Source organism: Moellerella wisconsensis, from assembly GCF_022592395.1.
In the GTDB taxonomy this organism is placed as follows: Bacteria; Pseudomonadota; Gammaproteobacteria; order Enterobacterales; family Enterobacteriaceae; genus Moellerella; species Moellerella wisconsensis.
In genome coordinates this window covers 1,974,120-1,993,029 of record NZ_CP093242.1, presented here as the reverse complement: position 1 = coordinate 1,993,029, position 18,910 = coordinate 1,974,120, and the positions used below count along the sequence as shown (strand labels likewise).

Here is an 18,910-nt window from a genome sequence, read left to right as displayed (position 1 = left end):
TTTATTGCTAATAGTTCTCATTACCGCTATCTTGGGTAGCCTATTTGCTACATTAGTTTAACGTTTCGAGCTATCATTCATGAAATCAAAATTGATTAAATTCAATAAATTAATTCTATCAGTATCCTTATTTTTGCTGGCGGGCTGTGTTCAATCATTGAATCAACAATCAGACAAACCATCTATTGAGCCCTTAGCGGCAGAATTAATTACCCACGGAAACATTATTGATTTGCATACCGGTAAAGCGATAACTCCGGCGCAGCTGGTGCAGCAGTTATCGGACTCGTCATTGGTCATAGTCGGGGAAAAGCACGATAACCGTTATCATCATCAGATTGAACGTTGGCTAGTACAGCAAGTTGCACAGCAGCGACCACAAGGCGCCGTCTTGCTGGAAATGCTGGTTCCTGCCCAGCAGCCGAAGGTCGATCAAGTGAAGCAATGGCTGCGATCCAAACCTTATGTCCGTGATGAGACATTACAGCATGCATTAGCTTGGCAGCAGGGCTGGCCGTGGGAACATTATGGCGAGTTTACAAAAACGTTACTTTATGCCTCATATCCGCTATTAGCTGCCAATTTAGATCGGCAGGAAATTACCCAACTGTATGATAATCCGATACAACTGACCGGTACTTATTCTACCCAACCGACAGTCCGCGAGATGATAAATCAAATGATCGATAGCTCGCATGGCGGTCAATTAACCGCAGAGCAGATAAATAAAATGACGACTATTCAACAAATGCGTGATCGCCGTATGGCACAGCAATTATTAGCCGCGCCGCGTCCTGCGTGGTTATTTGCTGGTGGATATCATGCAACTCGAGTCGTTGGTGTACCATTGCATGTGCAGGATCTGGCTTCAAATGCTGAGATGAGTGTGCTTATCCTCAGTGAACAAGGCAGTGAAATTAATAATATGCATGCCGATTATGTTTGGTATACCCCAAGTTCTTCATAGAAAGCGTTAGCATGACTGCGCCAATAGGGGATTTGAGTCCGAAAAATCACTTTGGCGCAGATAATCTGTTTAAATAACTGTCATTTTATCTTTAAGTGATTATCATTCTCATATATTTATTGCCCATTAGATGAGATGTTATTACCGAAGATGAAGACCTTGCTGCTTCCCTCTGATAACCGAATAAACCTGATTATCGCCGGCATAATTGCTCTCGCGATACATGGGGTGTTTTTGGCTTGGTTAATGACTAAAAATAATATCTATCAATGGGATGAAGTATTACCTGCCGCTTCAGTGATTGTAGAGTTTTCGTTTGATCATCAAGCTAAAAAACAGATTGAGCCGCATATTGGGCCAGAGCAGCAATTGTCTGCATTGATGACAGCCCAAGAAGCCATGCGTGAGACACCGCAATGGTTATTATTGGCCGAGAATGAACAGGCAGATATACAGGTGCAGCCTAAAAAATCACTGCAGCAACAGCAAAAACCCATAATTTCAGCCGTACCTACGCCGAAAAATATCCCCGCACAGCGACCTAGCGACAATACTCAAGCTAGCCGAGCACAGTTTACTAGCGACGCTATTGCCCAAACCGTGAGTGATAAAACGGCGGCAAGTTATCAAAGTGAGTCCCATGAAGTGAACAATGAGGAGCAGCAATGGCAGGCACGGGTACTTGGGCATTTAATCAAGTTTAAGCAATATCCCGCAGATGCACATCGGCGAAATCGCAGCGGGACACCAGTAGTATCGTTTGTGGTCGATGCCGAGGGTTATGTACTGCAACAGTCATTATTGCGTAGCTCAGGAACACGGGCATTAGATAGAGAAGCTGAACGGGTTATCAAACGCGCCCAACCGCTGCCAATTCCGCCGCCCGAGGCGTTAGCTCAAGGGCCAGTGACGGTGATTTTACCCATTGTTTTTTTATTAAATGAGTGAGTTTTGGTCAATATGCTAAAAAGCACATTATTTTCACCGGTTACTGAATGAATTAAAGAGAAAATAAATGCATAAACCATTAAGCTGGATGCTTGATCCGCAGCGGATCGCACATTGGTGCTTGATTGCCCTATTAAGTTTGAATTCAGGAAATATATTGGCGGAGGAAAGAATGAACGCACCGCAGGCTAAAAAACAGCCCCATAGCATGACAATTCATGGTGATACTCGCCTCGATAACTATTATTGGCTGCGCGATGATGAGCGTCAGTCGCCGGAGGTTCTCGATTATCTTGAGCAGGAAAATCGCTATACTCAGCAGATGCTGGCGCCCGGTGAAACGCTGCGTGAAGAGATTTACACCGAATTAGTCGGTCGCATGAAACAAGACGATCAATCCGTGCCTTATACCTCAAATGGTTACACTTATCGTACGGTGTATGTTAGCGGCAAAAATTATCCAATTTATCAACGAAAACCTGCGACTCGCCGAGCAGAAAATCAACATAATAGTCAGCAAAATAACAGTGATCAAGAAAGTAACCAAGATGATTGGCAAACGCTGATCGATGGTAATCAACGCGCAGAAGGTAGTGAGTTTTATCGTCTTGGCGCATTAGCGATTTCACCGGACAATAAAATTATCGCGGTTGCTGAAGATAAACAAGGGCGCAATAATTTTTCGATTTCATTTCGCCAAGTTGATGATAATGCATGGCAAAATAATGTCTTGCAGGGTACCTCGGGGAATATTGTCTGGGCGGCAGATAGCAACACGCTGTTTTATGTACATAAACACCCTAAAACGCTGTTACCTTATCAAGTCTATCGTCATCAATATGGCAGTGCACAGCAGCATGATCAGAAAATTTATGAAGAGCTAGACGACACTTTTTATATCAGTTTGTCTAAATCGACGTCTAAACAGTACATTTTAGTCGCGATAACCAGTACAGAAACTGCGGAATATCGCTTAATTGACGCCGCTAATCCACAGCGCGAGATGGTGACGTTTAAACCTCGAGAAACCGGCATCGAATATTATCTTGATCACTTTAAAGATAATTTTTATTTGCGTGCTAATCATGAAAATGAACTGTTTGGCTTATATTCTACCGACCGCCCTGGAAATAACTGGAAAACGGTAATTGCCCCGCGTGAGGGGATTGATCTGGAAGATTTCGAGTTATTCAATCAATGGTTAGTGACTGAAGAGCGTGAAAATGGTCTGGTTAAGTTACGCCAAATTAATTGGCAAACCCAAGAAGAGCGCTATATTCCGTTAGATGATCCCGCCTATATGGTATGGATTGGTTATAATCCAGAGCCTGATAGTGACTATTTACGCTATGGTTATTCCTCAATGACCACGCCGACCACCACCTTTGAAATAAATATGTGCACCCAAGAACGCCAGTTATTAAAACAGCAAGACGTTAAAGGATTTAATGGTGCATTATACGCCAGTAAACGGGTATGGATTGAGGCGCAGGATGGTGTAAAAGTCCCGGTTTCATTAGTGTATCGTAGTGATCTGTTTAAAACGGGTGATAATCCATTATTAGTCTACGGCTATGGTGCTTATGGCGCTAGCATGGATCCATCTTTTAGTTCTTCACGCTTGTCATTATTAGATCGAGGTTTTGTGTATGCGATTGCTCATATTCGTGGCGGCGGTGAGCTGGGGAAAAAATGGTATAATCAAGGTAAATTAGCCAATAAGAAAAATACTTTTACTGATTTTATCGATGTTACTAATGGATTGATTTCCTTAGGTTATGGCCATCCTGAGCATATTTATGCTATGGGGGGCAGTGCGGGCGGATTATTGATGGGCGCGGTGATTAATATGGCGCCAGAGTTATATCAAGGCGTGGTGGCTGCAGTGCCATTTGTGGATGTTATGACCACCATGCTAGATGCATCTATTCCGCTAACTACTGGGGAATATGATGAGTGGGGCGATCCTAATCAGCCAAAGGCTTATTTTAGTATGTTGGCCTATAGTCCTTATGACAATATAAAACCACAGCGATATCCGCATTTGTTGGTTACTACGGGATTGCATGACTCGCAAGTACAATATTGGGAACCGGCAAAGTGGGTGGCTAAGCTACGCGATTATAAACAAGGTAACTCTTTACTCTTGTTGGAAACCAATATGAGCGCGGGACATGGCGGTAAATCTGGTCGTTTTAGTGCACTGGAAGATATTGCAACCGAATACAGTTTTTTGTTAATGCTGGAAAATAAAGCTAATTATTTCCCACAATTAAACTAACATAATGTGGGTATGATACTTGCCGGTACTATTTTCCGGCACTATTTTCTGATACTATTTTCACAGACCATTTACTGTCACTATGTGAATATAATAATGAATCTAGCCTCTAAATAAATTAGGCGCTAGATTCATAAAATAAAACTGATAATAAATTATATTAATTGAAAGTATTTTATAAACTATATCTTTAACTACATGATTAAAATTAAATATTTCTAATTTATTGATATATTAAGCTAAAATTATTTTATTTCTCAAGTATATATATTATAATATATTTACAGAAATAGGACTTAAGTTGTTTTTTATTAAGCAAGTGAGTTTATGATAAATAAGCTATCTTAAAAACCTACCTTACGGATTGGGATGATTATTTATTTAAATGAAAGCATTTATAAAAGTCTAGCGCGGTATATAACACAGGCTCATTGAATGTCTATAATTAATATTTCATTTAGAATAACACCCCATGGTATCTTATATTTCTATCTTATCTAGAAAAGATATCGGTTATTAAGATCTGTTTAAATTTATGGATAAATTTACGGAACTGTTTAATGAATAAAATCATCCAATTAATACCGTTAGGTATTTTTCCTGTAGGGATAATGCTGATAACGATCACTCAGATAGCACAGGCGCAAGCGCCAAATTCAGATAATAGCCAGCAAGCACGCATCTTTCGCCCATTAAAAATATCGGGCAGTACTAAGAATACCCCATCAACTCAAGCCTTAGAACGGCCAGGCGCCTATAGTGCACTCAGCGTAGAATATAATTTACAATCGCTGGATAGCGCGATACGTACTTTGCCGGGGGTGTATACCCAAATGGATGGTAGCCAAGGGGCAGTCAACGTTAATATTCGCGGGCTCAGTGGCTTGGGACGCGTAAATATGATGGTTGATGGCGTCAGTCAAAGTTATTACGGAATTTCGCCGAGTCAATATACCCATGGCCAGCAACCTTATAGTCAATTTGGTAGCATGATTGATCCCAATTTTATTGTGGCGTTAGAGGTTGAAAAAGGGCAACTTAATGGGGGCAATAGTATTAATGCATTAGCGGGTAGCGCAAATTTTCGCACTTTGGCGATAGATGATGTTATTTTTTCTCCGCATGTTTATGGCATCCGCAGTAAAACGCGTTGGGGGAATAATGGTATAGGCTATAACGGCATGTTGGCATTAGGTACCAAAATAGCGCTAAATTCATCTCAGGGGTATATTGGCGGCTTGCTAGCATTAAGTGGACATAATATTCCAGGCAATTATAAAAATGGTGATGGTATAAATAGTGATGAATTTGCTACAGACAGTACTTTTAAACAACGGCCTAAATCACAACTGGCAAAAATTAACTATAAAGCTAATGATTTTCATCAACTCGAATTAAGTGGCCGTTGGTATCAAAATAAATTAACTCGCCGTAATATAAATACTAAAGATTATTTTATAAAATATAACTATACACCGTTTAATGATTTTATTGACAGTGAAGTCCTGTTAAGTAATAGCCAGAGTCATCAGGATTTTTCAGGGGATTCACTAGGGTGGGCATTACGCCAAGGTAATTCCTATCATCAATCATGGGCGATGAATGGATTTAATACCAGTCGCTTTTCACTCCACAATATTGATTATCAATTCACGTTAGGATCAAAACTTATCGCGACTAAATATCATCGAAAAGTGAGTACTGTCAGTACGGTTGATACGATGATTAGAAATCCATTCTCTCCGTCAGGAAAACAAAATTTGGCTAGCGCTTATGCTAAATTAAAAATGGATTATCAAATTTATACCGCTGAGTTTGATATTAACTATACCTATTATGATGTTAAGGGGCATAAGCCGGCATGTGATGCGCGAGAAAAATGTTTTCCCGAAGGTGCCGCTGATTTTCGATTAAAGCACGGCGGATTTAATCCTGGCGTGTTGCTTTCAGCTGAGATTATCCCTGAATTTCAACCATTTGCCAGTTATGCCTACAGTATGCGTGCCCCCAATGCTCAAGAAGCTTTTTTCTCTAATGAAGGGGGGGCGTCGATGAATCCTTTCTTAAAAGGAGAAAAAGCCCAAACTGTTCAGTTAGGATTTAACAGTTATCGACCTGATTTAATTATTACTGGGGATGTATTAAGGCTCAAAGCCTTGTGGTATCACAGCAAATTGACCGATTATATTTATAGTCGCGGTTACATTTTGTGCCGTACTCATGCTGATGATGAATATCATCGTTGCTTAAATAACGACGATGCTTTTGATAATTATGATGTTAATGCCAATGTTAGCATGTATATCTACCAAAATAACCCCGATAAAGTCACGCTGCATGGTTATGAACTGCAGGCGGATTATGATGCCGGCCTATTTTATTCGACCTTGTCGTACAGTAAGGAAAGCAGCAATCAGCCGATGTCCGTGACTTATAGCTCTGATGCGTTTAGCGCCGGAGATATTTCAGAGTTGCCAGAATACTATTTGAGCTTAGATTCCGGCATACGTTTACTGGATAAGCGCTTAAAACTTGGCACCCTGATCACTATTACCGGCCCTTCTAAGCGGATTACCCCTTCAGGCGAAAGAAACGAAAGTGGCGATATTATGACTGAGCAATATGAACAGCAGCCGACAATTATTGATTTGTATGCAAAATACACGATTAATCGACAGATTAAATTGATGTTTAGTGTGAATAATATCACTAACCGCAGTTATTCAGACGCGCTAAATCGGGCAAATTCATCGGCCAAGATAAGTGAGAAAGATCAACATACAGCTCGCGGACGCACCTATATGCTGGGTGCAGCGGTACGTTTTTAAGCTTATTCAGCATTTAACAAAAAGGTTATTGAGTCACTAAGTGATTCGATCAATATCAATACGAGAGGCATTCGAGCAGTAATCGCCCGAATGCCACAGCTTAGATTAGGTTTTGCTGACGGGTGCAGTTTTACGTTGGCGAATTTTTTTGATCGCGGTGATTTCACTATCAACCCAGCCATCGTGCAAGCGGGTACGCAACATTTGACCTTTTTTAACTTGGCTGACACCTTTTAGTACTTCACCCGTTGGGGTTTCACTAATACTAAATCCTCGGGCCAAGGTCGCTAATGGGCTTACTGTTTCCATTTTTGAACAGGCGACGGCAAAGCGCTGGCGATAATTATTCAATACTGTAACTAGTGAACGCTGTAGACGATATTGATATTGATTAATATGCTGCTGATATTGCTGAACTTGTGGCCGAAGATCATGTTGCATTAATTGACGACTCATCTGTGTATATTGAGTCATTCGGCGCTGTAATAGGCGACTCATGGATTGAGTAAGGTGTTGATTTAACGTCGCGAGTCGATTTTGCTGCCGCGCTAAGCGTAATTGAGGGTGCTGCTGTTGCAAACGATGATGTAATTGAACGAAACGCTTATGTTTATTCGCCAGATAATAATCCAGCGCCATTTCCAACCGCTGCTGGTGGCTGTTTAATTGTCGTAGTAACTCTTGTTGATTACGGCTAATCACTTCTGCGGCAGCCGAAGGCGTAGGCGCCCGCAAATCCGCCACAAAATCAGCAATAGTTACATCGGTTTCATGGCCTACGGCACTGACAATCGGTAATTGGCTAGTAAAAATTGCCCGGGCGACTTTTTCATCATTAAATGCCCACAGATCTTCTAAAGAGCCACCGCCGCGGCCAACAATTAAAACATCACATTCTTGGCGTCGATTAGCAATTTCAATAGCACGAACAATTTGTGCTGGAGCGCCATCTCCTTGAACCGCAGTGGGATAGATAATAATCGGCAGTGAAGGGTCTCTGCGGCGCAAAATATGCAAAATATCATGCAGCGCTGCGCCCGTTGCCGAGGTGATAATACCGACACATTTTGCCGGTGAAGGCAACGGCTTTTTATGGGCAGATTCAAATAATCCTTCTGCGCTCAATTTTTGTTTTAATAGCTCAAATTGTTGCTGTAATAATCCTTCGCCCGCCGGCTGCATACTCTCGACAATTAGTTGATAGTCGCCGCGAGGTTCATACAAAGTAACAGAAGCCCTAACCAGCACTTGATGGCCATTTTGTGGACGAAAGGTTACGCGCCCGTTTTGCCCGCGAAACATGGCAGCCCGTACTTGCGATTTGGCATCTTTTAATGTGAAGTACCAATGCCCAGAAGAAGGCTGGGAAAAATTAGAAATTTCCGCACTGAGCCAGATTCTGCCCATCTGATTGTCTAGTAGTTCCCTGACCGTTTGATTTAAACGGCTAACAGAAAAAATTCCGGTCGATGAAGTTGTTAACATATGCGCTAGAAAAAATTTCAAAACAATGACTTAATCAATCGATACTAACCTACCTCGTGCTGTTAGCAAGCTTTTTTTTGAAAATAAAGCTGGAGGCAATCGGTTTCGGTGTGTATAATGCCGCGGCAATATTTAAACCTTTCTAACAAGCTGCCCGGTGAGATATTGCCTATGTTACGCATTAAAAAAGAAGCACTAACTTTCGACGATGTATTACTCGTTCCTGCACACTCAAATGTACTGCCAAACACGGCAGATCTTACTACTCAACTCACTGATACTATTCGTCTAAATATCCCAATGCTGTCTGCAGCGATGGATACCGTGACCGAATCTGACCTGGCTATTGCACTTGCTCAAGAAGGTGGGATTGGCTTTATTCATAAAAATATGTCAATCGAACGTCAGGCAGAAGAAGTTCGCCGAGTGAAAAAATACGAAAGCGGCGTAGTTACCGACCCTGTCACCGTCAGTCCAGAAACCACAATTCGTGAAATTAAAGAACTGTCAGAGCGTAATGGCTTTGCCGGTTATCCGGTAGTTGCCGCAGATAATTCTTTGGTAGGTATTATTACCGGCCGTGATATCCGTTTTGTGACTGATTTAGATCAGCCAGTTACGGCAATGATGACCCCAAAAGAACGTTTGGTAACGGTCAAAGAAGGCGAAGCTCGTGATGTTGTGTTGCAGAAAATGCATGAAAAACGAGTTGAAAAAGCTTTAGTTGTTGATGATAAATTCCATTTATTAGGGATGATCACCGTTAAAGATTTCCAAAAAGCAGAACGTAAACCTAATGCCTGTAAAGACGAACAAGGCCGTTTACGCGTTGGCGCGGCCGTTGGCGCAGGCGCAGGTAATGAAGAGCGCATTGATGCGTTGGTGGCTGCGGGTGTTGATGTTTTACTGATTGACTCGTCTCACGGACATTCTGAAGGTGTCTTACAGCGTATCCGCGATGCACGTGCAAAATATCCCAATCTGCCAATTATTGGTGGTAACGTTGCAACTGCGGAAGGTGCAAAAGCACTGGCTGATGCCGGCGTGAGCGCAGTAAAAGTGGGCATCGGCCCAGGTTCTATTTGTACTACTCGTATCGTTACTGGCGTCGGCGTACCGCAAATTACTGCTATTGCCGAAGCTGTTGATGCCTTAGAAGGTACGGGAATTCCGGTTATCGCCGATGGTGGTATCCGCTTCTCTGGCGATATCTCCAAAGCGATTGCAGCGGGTGCGGCCTGTGTAATGGTCGGCTCTATGTTCGCCGGTACCGATGAATCCCCAGGGGAAACTATACTGTTCCAAGGTCGTTCATATAAATCCTACCGTGGCATGGGATCGTTAGGGGCGATGTCTAAAGGATCATCAGACCGTTACTTCCAAACCGATAATGCTGCGGATAAACTGGTACCAGAAGGTATCGAAGGCCGCGTTGCTTATAAAGGCAAACTTAAGAATATCATTCATCAACAAATGGGCGGGCTGCGTTCATGCATGGGCCTGACGGGTTGTGGCACTATCGATGAATTGAGAACTAAAGCTGAGTTTGTGCGTATCAGTGGTGCGGGTATTCAAGAAAGCCATGTCCATGACGTGACTATTACTAAAGAATCACCGAACTACCGTTTAGGTCAGTAATTGCAGTAATTTTTTCAGGGCGGTCCTTCGCGGGACTGCCATATTTTATTTTGACATGAATGTTTGGAATTCTCCTCAAATGACAACAAATATCCATAAACATCGCATTCTTATTTTAGATTTTGGTTCCCAATACACACAGCTTATTGCACGTCGTATCCGTGAAATTGGTGTGTACTGTGAACTTTGGGCATGGGATGTGTCTGAAGAGCAAATTCGTGAGTTTAATCCCAATGGAATTATTCTTTCGGGCGGCCCTGAAAGTACAACGGCTGAAGATAGCCCCCGCGCGCCAGAGTACGTTTTTCGTGCTGGTGTGCCTGTATTGGGTATCTGTTATGGCATGCAAACTATGTCTATGCAACTGGGCGGCGCGGTCGAAGTCTCCGGTGAGCGCGAATTTGGTTATGCACAAGTAGAAATCAAACAGCAATGTGAACTGTTCCAAGATATCCACGATTCACTGTCAGAGCAGGGCGCACCGGTATTAGATGTCTGGATGAGCCATGGCGATAAAGTAACCGCTATTCCTGCTGATTTTGTGACTGTTGCTAGTACACCAAGCTGCCCATACGCAATTATGGCTAACGAAGCTAAACGTTTCTACGGGGTACAATTCCACCCAGAAGTCACTCATACTCATCAGGGTCTGAATATTCTGAAACGTTTCGCGTTAGATATTTGCCAATGTGAAACTCTGTGGACACCAGCGGCAATTATCGAAGATACCGTTCAGCGTCTGAAAGACCAAATTGGCGACGATCACGTTATTCTGGCACTGTCTGGTGGTGTTGACTCATCAGTAACTGCATTATTATTACATCGTGCTATTGGTAAACGCTTGACATGTGTATTTGTTGATAACGGTCTGTTACGTTTAAATGAAGCTGAGCAAGTTATGGAAATGTTTGCCGGCAAATTTGATTTAAATATCATCCATGTTGAAGCGGAAAACCGCTTCCTAAATGCATTGGCCGGTATTGCAGATCCTGAAGCAAAACGTAAAGCCATTGGCCACGTATTTATCGATGTATTTGATGAAGAAGCGTCAAAACAATCTCAAGTTAAATGGTTAGCACAAGGCACGATTTATCCAGATGTGATTGAATCTGCAGCATCAGCAACCGGTAAAGCTCACGTTATCAAATCTCACCATAACGTTGGCGGGTTACCTGATGACATGAAACTGGGTTTGGTTGAGCCATTAAAAGAATTGTTCAAAGACGAAGTGCGTAAAATTGGTTTAGAACTGGGGTTACCGTATGACATGCTGTATCGTCATCCATTCCCAGGTCCAGGCTTAGGTGTTCGCGTCTTGGGCGAAGTGAAAAAAGAGTATTGCGACCTGCTACGTCGTGCTGATGCTATCTTTATTGAAGAGCTGCATAAAGCTGATTTATATAATAAAGTTAGCCAAGCATTCACCGTATTCTTACCTGTACGTTCTGTAGGTGTAATGGGTGATGGCCGTAAATACGACTGGGTGGTTTCATTACGCGCAGTTGAAACTATCGATTTCATGACCGCACATTGGGCACACTTACCGTACGATTTCTTAGGCCGTGTATCTAACCGTATTATCAATGAAGTCGGTGGGATCTCTCGCGTAGTCTATGACATCAGCGGCAAGCCACCAGCGACTATCGAGTGGGAATAAACTAGCGTCAGTCGATAACAATCGTTAGTTGTCGATAAATTCTAAGGCATCAGTAACTTACTGGTGCCTTTTTGTTTTTTACAGTGGTTAACAGTTGATAGTAGCCGATAATTTTGACGGTATTATTGACAGTGTGAAATAAAAAAATATAATTTTATAATTAAAACATCGCCTCAAAAATAATTAAAAATGACGGTATCACGCAAAGGAATACCGACGTGTTAACCGATAAAAAATTAAAGAGCTTAAAGCCGCAAGATAAGCTTTATAAGCTGGCTGATCGTGATGGTTTGTATGTGGCAGTATAAAAAACTGGCGTAACATCATATAGATATAATTACTGCTTTAACGGGTGTAGAGACACGATAACTTTCGGGCGCTATAGTGATGACGGTATTACGCTAGCAGAAGCTAGAAATTTATTATTGGAGGCTAAAAAGCTTCTAAACTCAGGTGTATCACCAGCTTCAAGCTAAGAGATCACGACATAGAAGGTTAGAGCCTTATGTCAAAAAATTAAAGAGCGCGGCGCAAGGGCCACTGCTTTGCAGGTACGTGAAATCATTGGTTCTGTCTTTACTATGTCATTGACCGTGGCTATGAAATTAAAAACTCCGTCGACAGCATCAAAGCATCGTCAATTGCCATCTTTGAAGCGCTTGAGCGTTCATCATCTCCTAAAGAAATTAGCATCCTATTCAACGAACTTGAAAATTACAGTTGCTATCCAACGTTAAAACTCGCTGTTAAGTTTGTATTGATAACCTAGTGCGAAAGAGTGAGTTCACAAACGCAACTTGGGATGAGGTTGACTTCCAAGAATGTCAGTGAGTGATCCGATTGCAGAGAAGATATAGTTTGCAACCGATGCGTACGCTATCAGAGTGAATTCAATCCATGGCAGTCTCCTGAGTTATAAATTGCGGTTCTGTAAGTTCAATGCTGTTATTTGGGCGTTAAGACCAGCCGCCTTTATTTATGGCAATTTGTGCGATAGTCATAAAACCCCTCGGCAATCTAGTGCCTGCCACTGATCGTCATGTTAGAATTTATTTTTTGATGATTGATAAAAATAGGAATTATATCGGCTATGGCAGTTAGACAGATTATAGAGATCCCTGATGAGCGTTTAAGAGTTAAATTTACTCCGGTACAGGATGTTAACTCAGTACAAACGTTAATTGATGATATGTTGGATACCCTATATGGCACCGATACCGGTGTAGGTTTAGCCGCGCCCCAAGTTGGGGATAAGCATGCGGTAGTTGTGATTGATATTTCAGAAACGCATGATCAACCATTAGTTTTGATCAATCCTGAAATTATCAAAAAAGAGGGATTAACCACCTATCAAGAAGGCTGCTTATCGGTCCCCGGTATTTATGCAGATGTTGAGCGTTATCAATCTGTTACTGTGCGTGCTCTGGATAGAACAGGTAAAGAAATTTTGGTGCAAGATGATGATTTTTTAGCTATTGTTATGCAGCACGAGATAGATCACCTGCACGGAAAAATCTTTATCGATTATTTGTCGTCTTTAAAACGTAGCATGGCACTGAAAAAAATGAAGAAATTCAAAAAATCCAATGCAGAATAGTTCAGATATTAGCCTGAGCGATGAGGTGATCATCATTCTTGACGGTAGTGTTTATTCCCATGCGTAGAGGTCGATGCATTATTGCTATTTTTACGGTTACTTTGCGTAATTAATAGCATTAATTTCACGCATCAGAGTAGATAATTGACCGTGGCGTGGGTGTAAAAGCCCAACGTTGCTGCGTGTGGATATGTTATACTGCGTTTATCTCATTATTAGCTATTAGTATTTAATCCTATGAATTATCAATGCCCTCTATGTCATCATCCTTTGTTATTAACCGGAAAAAGCTGGATTTGCCAGCAAAATCACCATTTTGATTGCGCTAAAGAAGGCTACGTTAATCTGTTGCCAGTACAGCATAAACGCTCGAAGCAGCCCGGTGATAGCGCGGAAATGATGCAGGCACGGCGTGAGTTTTTAGATGCGGGTTATTATCAGCCGATGCGTGATTTAGTGGCTGAAAAACTAGGTCATTTTTTGCCAGAGCTTAGCCAAAGTATTTTAGATATTGGCTGCGGTGAGGGCTATTATACCGCACAATTTGTTGAAAAAGCAGCCAGCCTCGGTCGTGAGATTGATGTTATTGGGCTTGATGTCTCGAAGGCCGCAATTCGATCGGCGGCTAAGCGCTATACTCAAGTTAATTTTTGTGTCGCATCAAGTCACCGGTTACCATTTAATGACAGCAGCATGGGGGCGGTGATCCGTATTTATGCGCCTTGCAAAGCGGAAGAATTGCAGCGTGTTATCGAAAATAATGGCATTTTAATTACTGTCACGCCTGCGCCTGAGCATTTGAAACAATTAAAAGCGCTGATATATTCTGAAGTGCGTTTGCATCCGGTTAACCATGAAGATTTGGCTAATTTTGAGTTGATTGATCAACAGCAATTGACTTACACCCTTGATTTACCTGGCAGTAAAGCATTTGATTTATTGCAGATGACGCCATTTGCTTGGCGAGCTTCGGAAGCGGTAAAACAACAGCTGAAAAGTACGCTTAATTTCCATTGCACGGCTGATTTTATGGTAAATGTCTATCGGTTAACCAAGTAACTTGATAGCCAGAATCGTGGAGGTTTTAACGGTATAGCTATAAAAGGTATGGCTATAAAAGAGATAGTTATTGAGTTGTATTGCCACTGAATAAGGGCAGTAACGTGAATATAAAATGTTACTTACTCAATAAACAGTGGCAATAGGGTAGTTATTTGGTGTTAGCCGCAGCAAGATTAAGCCGGTGCATACATAAATAGTTGCAGATGTTCAAATAAGATATTAAAGCCGATACCAATAAGTACTACGCCGCCGATAATTTCTGCTTTTTTGCCTAAGATAGGGCCAATATAGCGCCCGATCATCATACCGATGGTCGCCATAATCATAGTCATTAGTCCGATAGTCATGGCGGTATGAACAATATCAACTTGCAGGAAGGCTAAACCTAAACCGATAGCCATGGCATCCAGACTGGTGGCAATAGCGGTACAGATTAGGGTGACTGAGCCGTGACGAGTTTGCGGTTCTTCGCAAGGTTGGTCTTTTGTTTTATAACTTTGCCAAATCATTCGTGCGCCAAGCACAAATAATAAACCGAAAGCAATCCAATGATCCCAGCGAGCGACATATTGACTGGTTAATAAGCCGACCCCCCAACCAATAACGGGAGTTATGGCTTCAATGATGCCAAAGATAAAACCAGTGCGGAGGATTTCTCGGAAGCGGGGTTTGTGCAGAACAGCGCCTTTGCAGATTGCGACGGCAAATGCGTCCATAGACAAGGCTAATGCCAAAATTAAGGTTGCGTAAAAACTCATAATCGTAGACTCGGTTGGGTGTTATCCATATACACATAAATTACCCCCAACCAATGGCGTATTTATGTGTCTATGGTCTTGCCAACCGAATTTGGTGTCCGTACCACGTTTTAAATAAAACGAGTATGTTGATACGGACTTTCTGAATAAACTAGGTTATTCAGAACAGGCTACTCCCCAATGACGTGGACGGAAAGATACCATAAAATAATGAAAACGCAATAACAATATTATTAAGGATATTAAATCTAAGTGAGAATTATTTTCATTTGTGTAATTGGTAAAAATTAAGGTTAATTATTTTTAATTAACCTTAATTTTAAAGTGAATATATAAATAAATTATTTATGATTTAATAGGAAATTATAAATCTTTTGTAAATCATCTAGTTGAGTAACTTTTATATAGAGTTTATTTTTCTCTAATCCCACAATTAAAATACCATCTTCGGATAAATTCATAGTTTTAATTCGATTAAATAAAATAAAAGTATTCGCGAAATAAAAGCCATCTTGTTTAAATAATAACTTTGGCGAACGAATAAATGCTAAATAAATAGCCATTAATATAGTTGCTAATAACAGATAGGTGGTTAATAAATTACCATCGCGGGTAATATTGGTATAAATAACAATAGATACCAGCACAATAAAAATAACCGCATCCACTCGATGCTTACGTTTTAATTTTATTTTAAGAAGAGTTTTTCCTTGGCGTGTTGGCTGGATAAATTCATCATAAATGGCATAAGCCAGCATCAAAAGAATAATAATGGCCAGAATGATATCATTTAAACTCATGGTGAACATGCCCTTGAGTGGAGTAGTGAGTTGGTGAAGAATAAAAGCAATAACGGGAGGTCGCAACCTCCCGTACAATTATTATTGGATTAGATACCGAGGAAGCCTAACCAATAACCGAGGATACCTAAGGCGAAGAACCCGATAATTATCCACAGTGCATTAACTTTATGACGTAATAACCACATACAGCCAAAAGTTAACAGCAGCGGAACCAGTCCCGGCATGAGTTGGTCAAGAATGGTTTGGACCGTGGTAACATCCATTTGTCCGGTGGCCTGATTTTTGATTTCAGAAACCACCAGTGGAATATTGACATGGGTCCATTTATTGACCAAGGCGCCCATGACAAAGAGGCCGAGGATAGACGCTCCTTCCGTCAATTTTTGCAGGAAGCCGCCACCCATATCTTGAACGATATCCAGTCCTTTTTTATAGCCGTAAGAGATGCCGTAGTATAAGGTTAACAGACGGACTAAGTTAAACAGAACGAAGAACAGTAGGGGGCCTAATAGGCTACCGGTCATTGCGATGCCGGCACCCAATGCGGCAAACACCGGACGCACAGTACCCCAGAAAATAGGGTCACCGACACCGGCTAGCGGTCCCATTAAACCAACTTTGATCCCATTGATTGCGGCATCGTCGATATCTGCGCCATTCGCTCGTTGTTCTTCCATCGCCATTGTTACGCCGAGCACAGGGGCTGCAACGTAAGGGTGGGTATTAAAGAACTCTAAATGACGTTTGATGGCTTGTTTGCGGTCATCATTGTTTTCTGGGTATAAACGGCGAATAACTGGGATCATTGAATAGCAAAAACCCAGCGCCTGCATACGTTCAAAGTTCCAAGATCCTTGGAATAAGTTGGAACGCAGGAATACGCCACGGATATCACCCGGGGTGAGTTTTTTCTCAGCAGGTGCGGCTGAAGAAGTTGTTGTATCTACCATGAATGCGTCCCTCTTAATCTAATTCGTTATCAAGATTATTATTGCCATTACCGGATTGGCTGACGACAACCTGTGATTTGTTATATTTAGGGCTAAGCTGGATATACAGCACTGCCATAACCACACCGATAACACCAAGAGCAACCAAGTTAAAGTCAGTAAATGCCGCAGTCACGAAGCCTAAATAGAAGAATGGCATTAGGTAGCCTGCACGCATCATGTTAATAACCATCGCGTAACCGACGACAACAATCATACCACCGGCGATATTAAGACCATTAGTCACGACATCAGGGATAGAGCTGAGTAACTCTTGCACTTCTGAAGTTCCGACAGACACAGCCACGATTAATGCAGGAATGGCTACACGCATGGCTTGTAACACTAACGCACTAATATGGATAATCCCTAACGCGGTTAGATTACCATTTTTACCGGCGCGGTCAGCAGCATGTTGGAAGGCAACAGTCACCGTACGCACTAAAATAGTTAATACTTGTCCGGCAGCTGCCAGAGGGATAGCTAGTGCGATACCTGCACCAATATTTTGCCCGCCGGCGATAACCAAGATAGTAGAAATAATCGATGCCAGAGCCGCATCAGGTGCAACCGCAGCCCCGATGTTCATCCAACCTAATGCGATCATTTCTAGCGTACCCCCGATAATAATACCGGTTTTCATATCACCTAGTACGATACCAATTAAAGTACAGGCAATCAGTGGGCGGTGAAACTGGAATTCATCGAGGATAGACCCCATACCTGCGATACAGGCAACGATGAAAACCAGTACTATTTGAACAACGGTAAGTTCCATTGTTAATCTCCTGTAACCAAACGAGTTTGGCAATTCTGTTTTCGAGTAATGATAAAAAATACGTGTTAAACCGCCGTTATTAACGCACCGCAGTTATCGACGTGGAGTTATTAATTTTTTGCTTTTTTTATTAAGTCCATCATACGAACTTTACTGTCTGAGGCGACTTTACGCACTTCCAGCTCAATGCCTTGATCATTCAAATAATTGAATGCTGAGACATCTTTGTCATCAATCGATACTGCATTGGTGACTTGGGTTTTGCCTTCGTGGAAAGCCATACCGCCAATATTGACGGATTTAATCTCAACACCGCCCTCAACAATGCGTTTAACATCGGTTGGATTAGTGAATAACAACATCACACGCTCACCGGCGTATTTAGGGTTGTTATAGACACGCACACATTTTTCAACATCAACAACATGGGCGGTTACACCCGGAGGAGCGACTTGTTTTAACAGAGTAGAGCGGACGTGATCTTTAGCCACTTCATCGCTAACGACAATAATCCGTTTAACCCCAGTTTCTTTAGTCCAACGAGTCGCGACTTGCCCGTGGATTAGGCGGTCATCGATACGTGCTAGCGCGATCACCATATGGCCACCAGGGACAGGAGCAACTTGCGGAGCGGCTTGTGGAGCAGGGCTCGGTGCTGGTGTGGCAACGGCTTCAGGTTCAGGTTCTTGCAGTTTGAACGGTTTGATTCCACCCCGGCCTGTTTCTAATGCCACGGTCACTAACTCTTCCATCGAAGGGCCATCGTCACGGCACATGAAGGTTTCAACCAGCATCGGGACATTAACGCCAGTAACAATTTCATAATTGTCATTTTGGTTAACGATCCGCGTTGCTGCATTAAAAGGGCTACCACCCCATGTATCAACCAAAAATAAAACACCGTCAGTTGTGGTTAAGTCGGTTAATTTGGCGTTGTATTTATCGAATAAAGTGTCAGCATTTTCCCCCGGCACAAAATCAATAAACGAGACATTTTCTTGCTCGCCAATTAACATTTCGGTGGTGCGTAGCAACTGCTCTGCTGCGACCCCGTGGGTACCAATCATAATAGCTATACTCACTATCTTTACCTCTTAATTAGATATACCTGCTATAAAC

General features: G+C 42.1%; 14 protein-coding genes, 1 pseudogene and 1 riboswitch. Of the genes and pseudogenes, 9 read left to right on the top strand and 6 right to left on the bottom strand.

Going from position 1 to position 18,910, the window contains the following annotated elements:
* Positions 1 to 79: 79 nt before the first annotated feature.
* The 4 genes from MNY66_RS08835 (at position 80) to MNY66_RS08820 (ending at position 7,024) form a co-directional block, all read left to right on the top strand.
* Positions 80 to 967 carry a ChaN family lipoprotein gene (locus MNY66_RS08835; protein WP_241500696.1) on the top strand — a complete coding sequence of 296 codons (888 nt, stop codon included), beginning with the start codon at positions 80 to 82 and terminating at the stop codon, positions 965 to 967.
* A 150-nt stretch (positions 968 to 1,117) separates the two neighbouring features.
* Positions 1,118 to 1,915, top strand: coding sequence for an energy transducer TonB family protein (locus tag MNY66_RS08830; RefSeq protein WP_047256397.1), 798 nt, complete (start codon positions 1,118 to 1,120; stop codon positions 1,913 to 1,915).
* A gap of 172 nt (positions 1,916 to 2,087) precedes the next feature.
* Positions 2,088 to 4,196, top strand: a complete 2,109-nt coding sequence (locus MNY66_RS08825) for a S9 family peptidase (protein WP_241501880.1) — start codon at positions 2,088 to 2,090, stop codon at positions 4,194 to 4,196.
* Positions 4,197 to 4,756: 560 nt separating this feature from the next.
* Positions 4,757 to 7,024: a TonB-dependent receptor domain-containing protein gene (locus tag MNY66_RS08820; RefSeq protein ID WP_241500695.1), complete on the top strand. Its 2,268-nt coding sequence runs from the start codon at positions 4,757 to 4,759 to the stop codon at positions 7,022 to 7,024.
* Between the two features lie 105 nt (positions 7,025 to 7,129).
* On the opposite strand, the gene xseA is transcribed toward MNY66_RS08820, so the two are convergent.
* Positions 7,130 to 8,509 carry an exodeoxyribonuclease VII large subunit gene (xseA, locus tag MNY66_RS08815; RefSeq protein WP_241501879.1) on the bottom strand — a complete coding sequence of 460 codons (1,380 nt, stop codon included), beginning with the start codon at positions 8,507 to 8,509 and terminating at the stop codon, positions 7,130 to 7,132.
* Positions 8,510 to 8,680: 171 nt separating this feature from the next.
* Here xseA and guaB point away from each other — a divergent pair, with 171 nt between their 5' ends.
* The 5 genes and pseudogenes from guaB (at position 8,681) to rlmA (ending at position 14,460) form a co-directional block, all read left to right on the top strand.
* Positions 8,681 to 10,147, top strand: coding sequence for an IMP dehydrogenase (guaB, locus tag MNY66_RS08810; protein ID WP_047256403.1), 1,467 nt, complete (start codon positions 8,681 to 8,683; stop codon positions 10,145 to 10,147).
* A 79-nt stretch (positions 10,148 to 10,226) separates the two neighbouring features.
* Positions 10,227 to 11,804, top strand: a complete 1,578-nt coding sequence (gene guaA / locus MNY66_RS08805; RefSeq protein ID WP_241500694.1) for a glutamine-hydrolyzing GMP synthase — start codon at positions 10,227 to 10,229, stop codon at positions 11,802 to 11,804.
* A 218-nt stretch (positions 11,805 to 12,022) separates the two neighbouring features.
* Positions 12,023 to 12,626: pseudogene (locus tag MNY66_RS18175) on the top strand (tyrosine-type recombinase/integrase); the annotation flags it as partial.
* Between the two features lie 268 nt (positions 12,627 to 12,894).
* On the top strand, positions 12,895 to 13,401 hold the full coding sequence (gene def, locus MNY66_RS08795) for a peptide deformylase (RefSeq protein ID WP_053908224.1): 507 nt from the start codon (positions 12,895 to 12,897) through the stop codon (positions 13,399 to 13,401).
* 237 nt (positions 13,402 to 13,638) lie between these two features.
* Positions 13,639 to 14,460 (top strand): 23S rRNA (guanine(745)-N(1))-methyltransferase, encoded by an 822-nt coding sequence (rlmA, locus tag MNY66_RS08790; protein WP_047256400.1) that lies wholly within the window; start codon positions 13,639 to 13,641, stop codon positions 14,458 to 14,460.
* Between the two features lie 176 nt (positions 14,461 to 14,636).
* Here rlmA and mntP read toward each other — a convergent pair whose 3' ends face one another.
* From mntP to manX, 5 genes are all read right to left on the bottom strand, one after another.
* Positions 14,637 to 15,221 carry a manganese efflux pump MntP gene (gene mntP / locus MNY66_RS08785; protein WP_047256405.1) on the bottom strand — a complete coding sequence of 195 codons (585 nt, stop codon included), beginning with the start codon at positions 15,219 to 15,221 and terminating at the stop codon, positions 14,637 to 14,639.
* Positions 15,222 to 15,269: 48 nt separating this feature from the next.
* Positions 15,270 to 15,414: riboswitch (yybP-ykoY riboswitch) on the bottom strand.
* Positions 15,415 to 15,562: 148 nt separating this feature from the next.
* Complete coding sequence (locus MNY66_RS08780; RefSeq protein WP_241500693.1) at positions 15,563 to 16,021, bottom strand: DUF986 family protein; 459 nt, start codon at positions 16,019 to 16,021, stop codon at positions 15,563 to 15,565.
* Between the two features lie 89 nt (positions 16,022 to 16,110).
* Positions 16,111 to 16,974, bottom strand: coding sequence for a PTS mannose transporter subunit IID (locus tag MNY66_RS08775; protein ID WP_047254696.1), 864 nt, complete (start codon positions 16,972 to 16,974; stop codon positions 16,111 to 16,113).
* A gap of 13 nt (positions 16,975 to 16,987) precedes the next feature.
* A complete protein-coding gene (locus MNY66_RS08770) occupies positions 16,988 to 17,791 on the bottom strand; it encodes a PTS mannose/fructose/sorbose transporter subunit IIC (RefSeq protein WP_047254697.1) in 804 nt (267 codons plus the stop codon).
* Between the two features lie 110 nt (positions 17,792 to 17,901).
* The gene (gene manX, locus MNY66_RS08765) at positions 17,902 to 18,873 is read right to left on the bottom strand and encodes a PTS mannose transporter subunit IIAB (RefSeq protein ID WP_241500692.1); all 972 of its coding nucleotides are present in this window, start codon (positions 18,871 to 18,873) and stop codon (positions 17,902 to 17,904) included.
* Between the last annotated feature and the right edge of the window lie 37 nt (positions 18,874 to 18,910).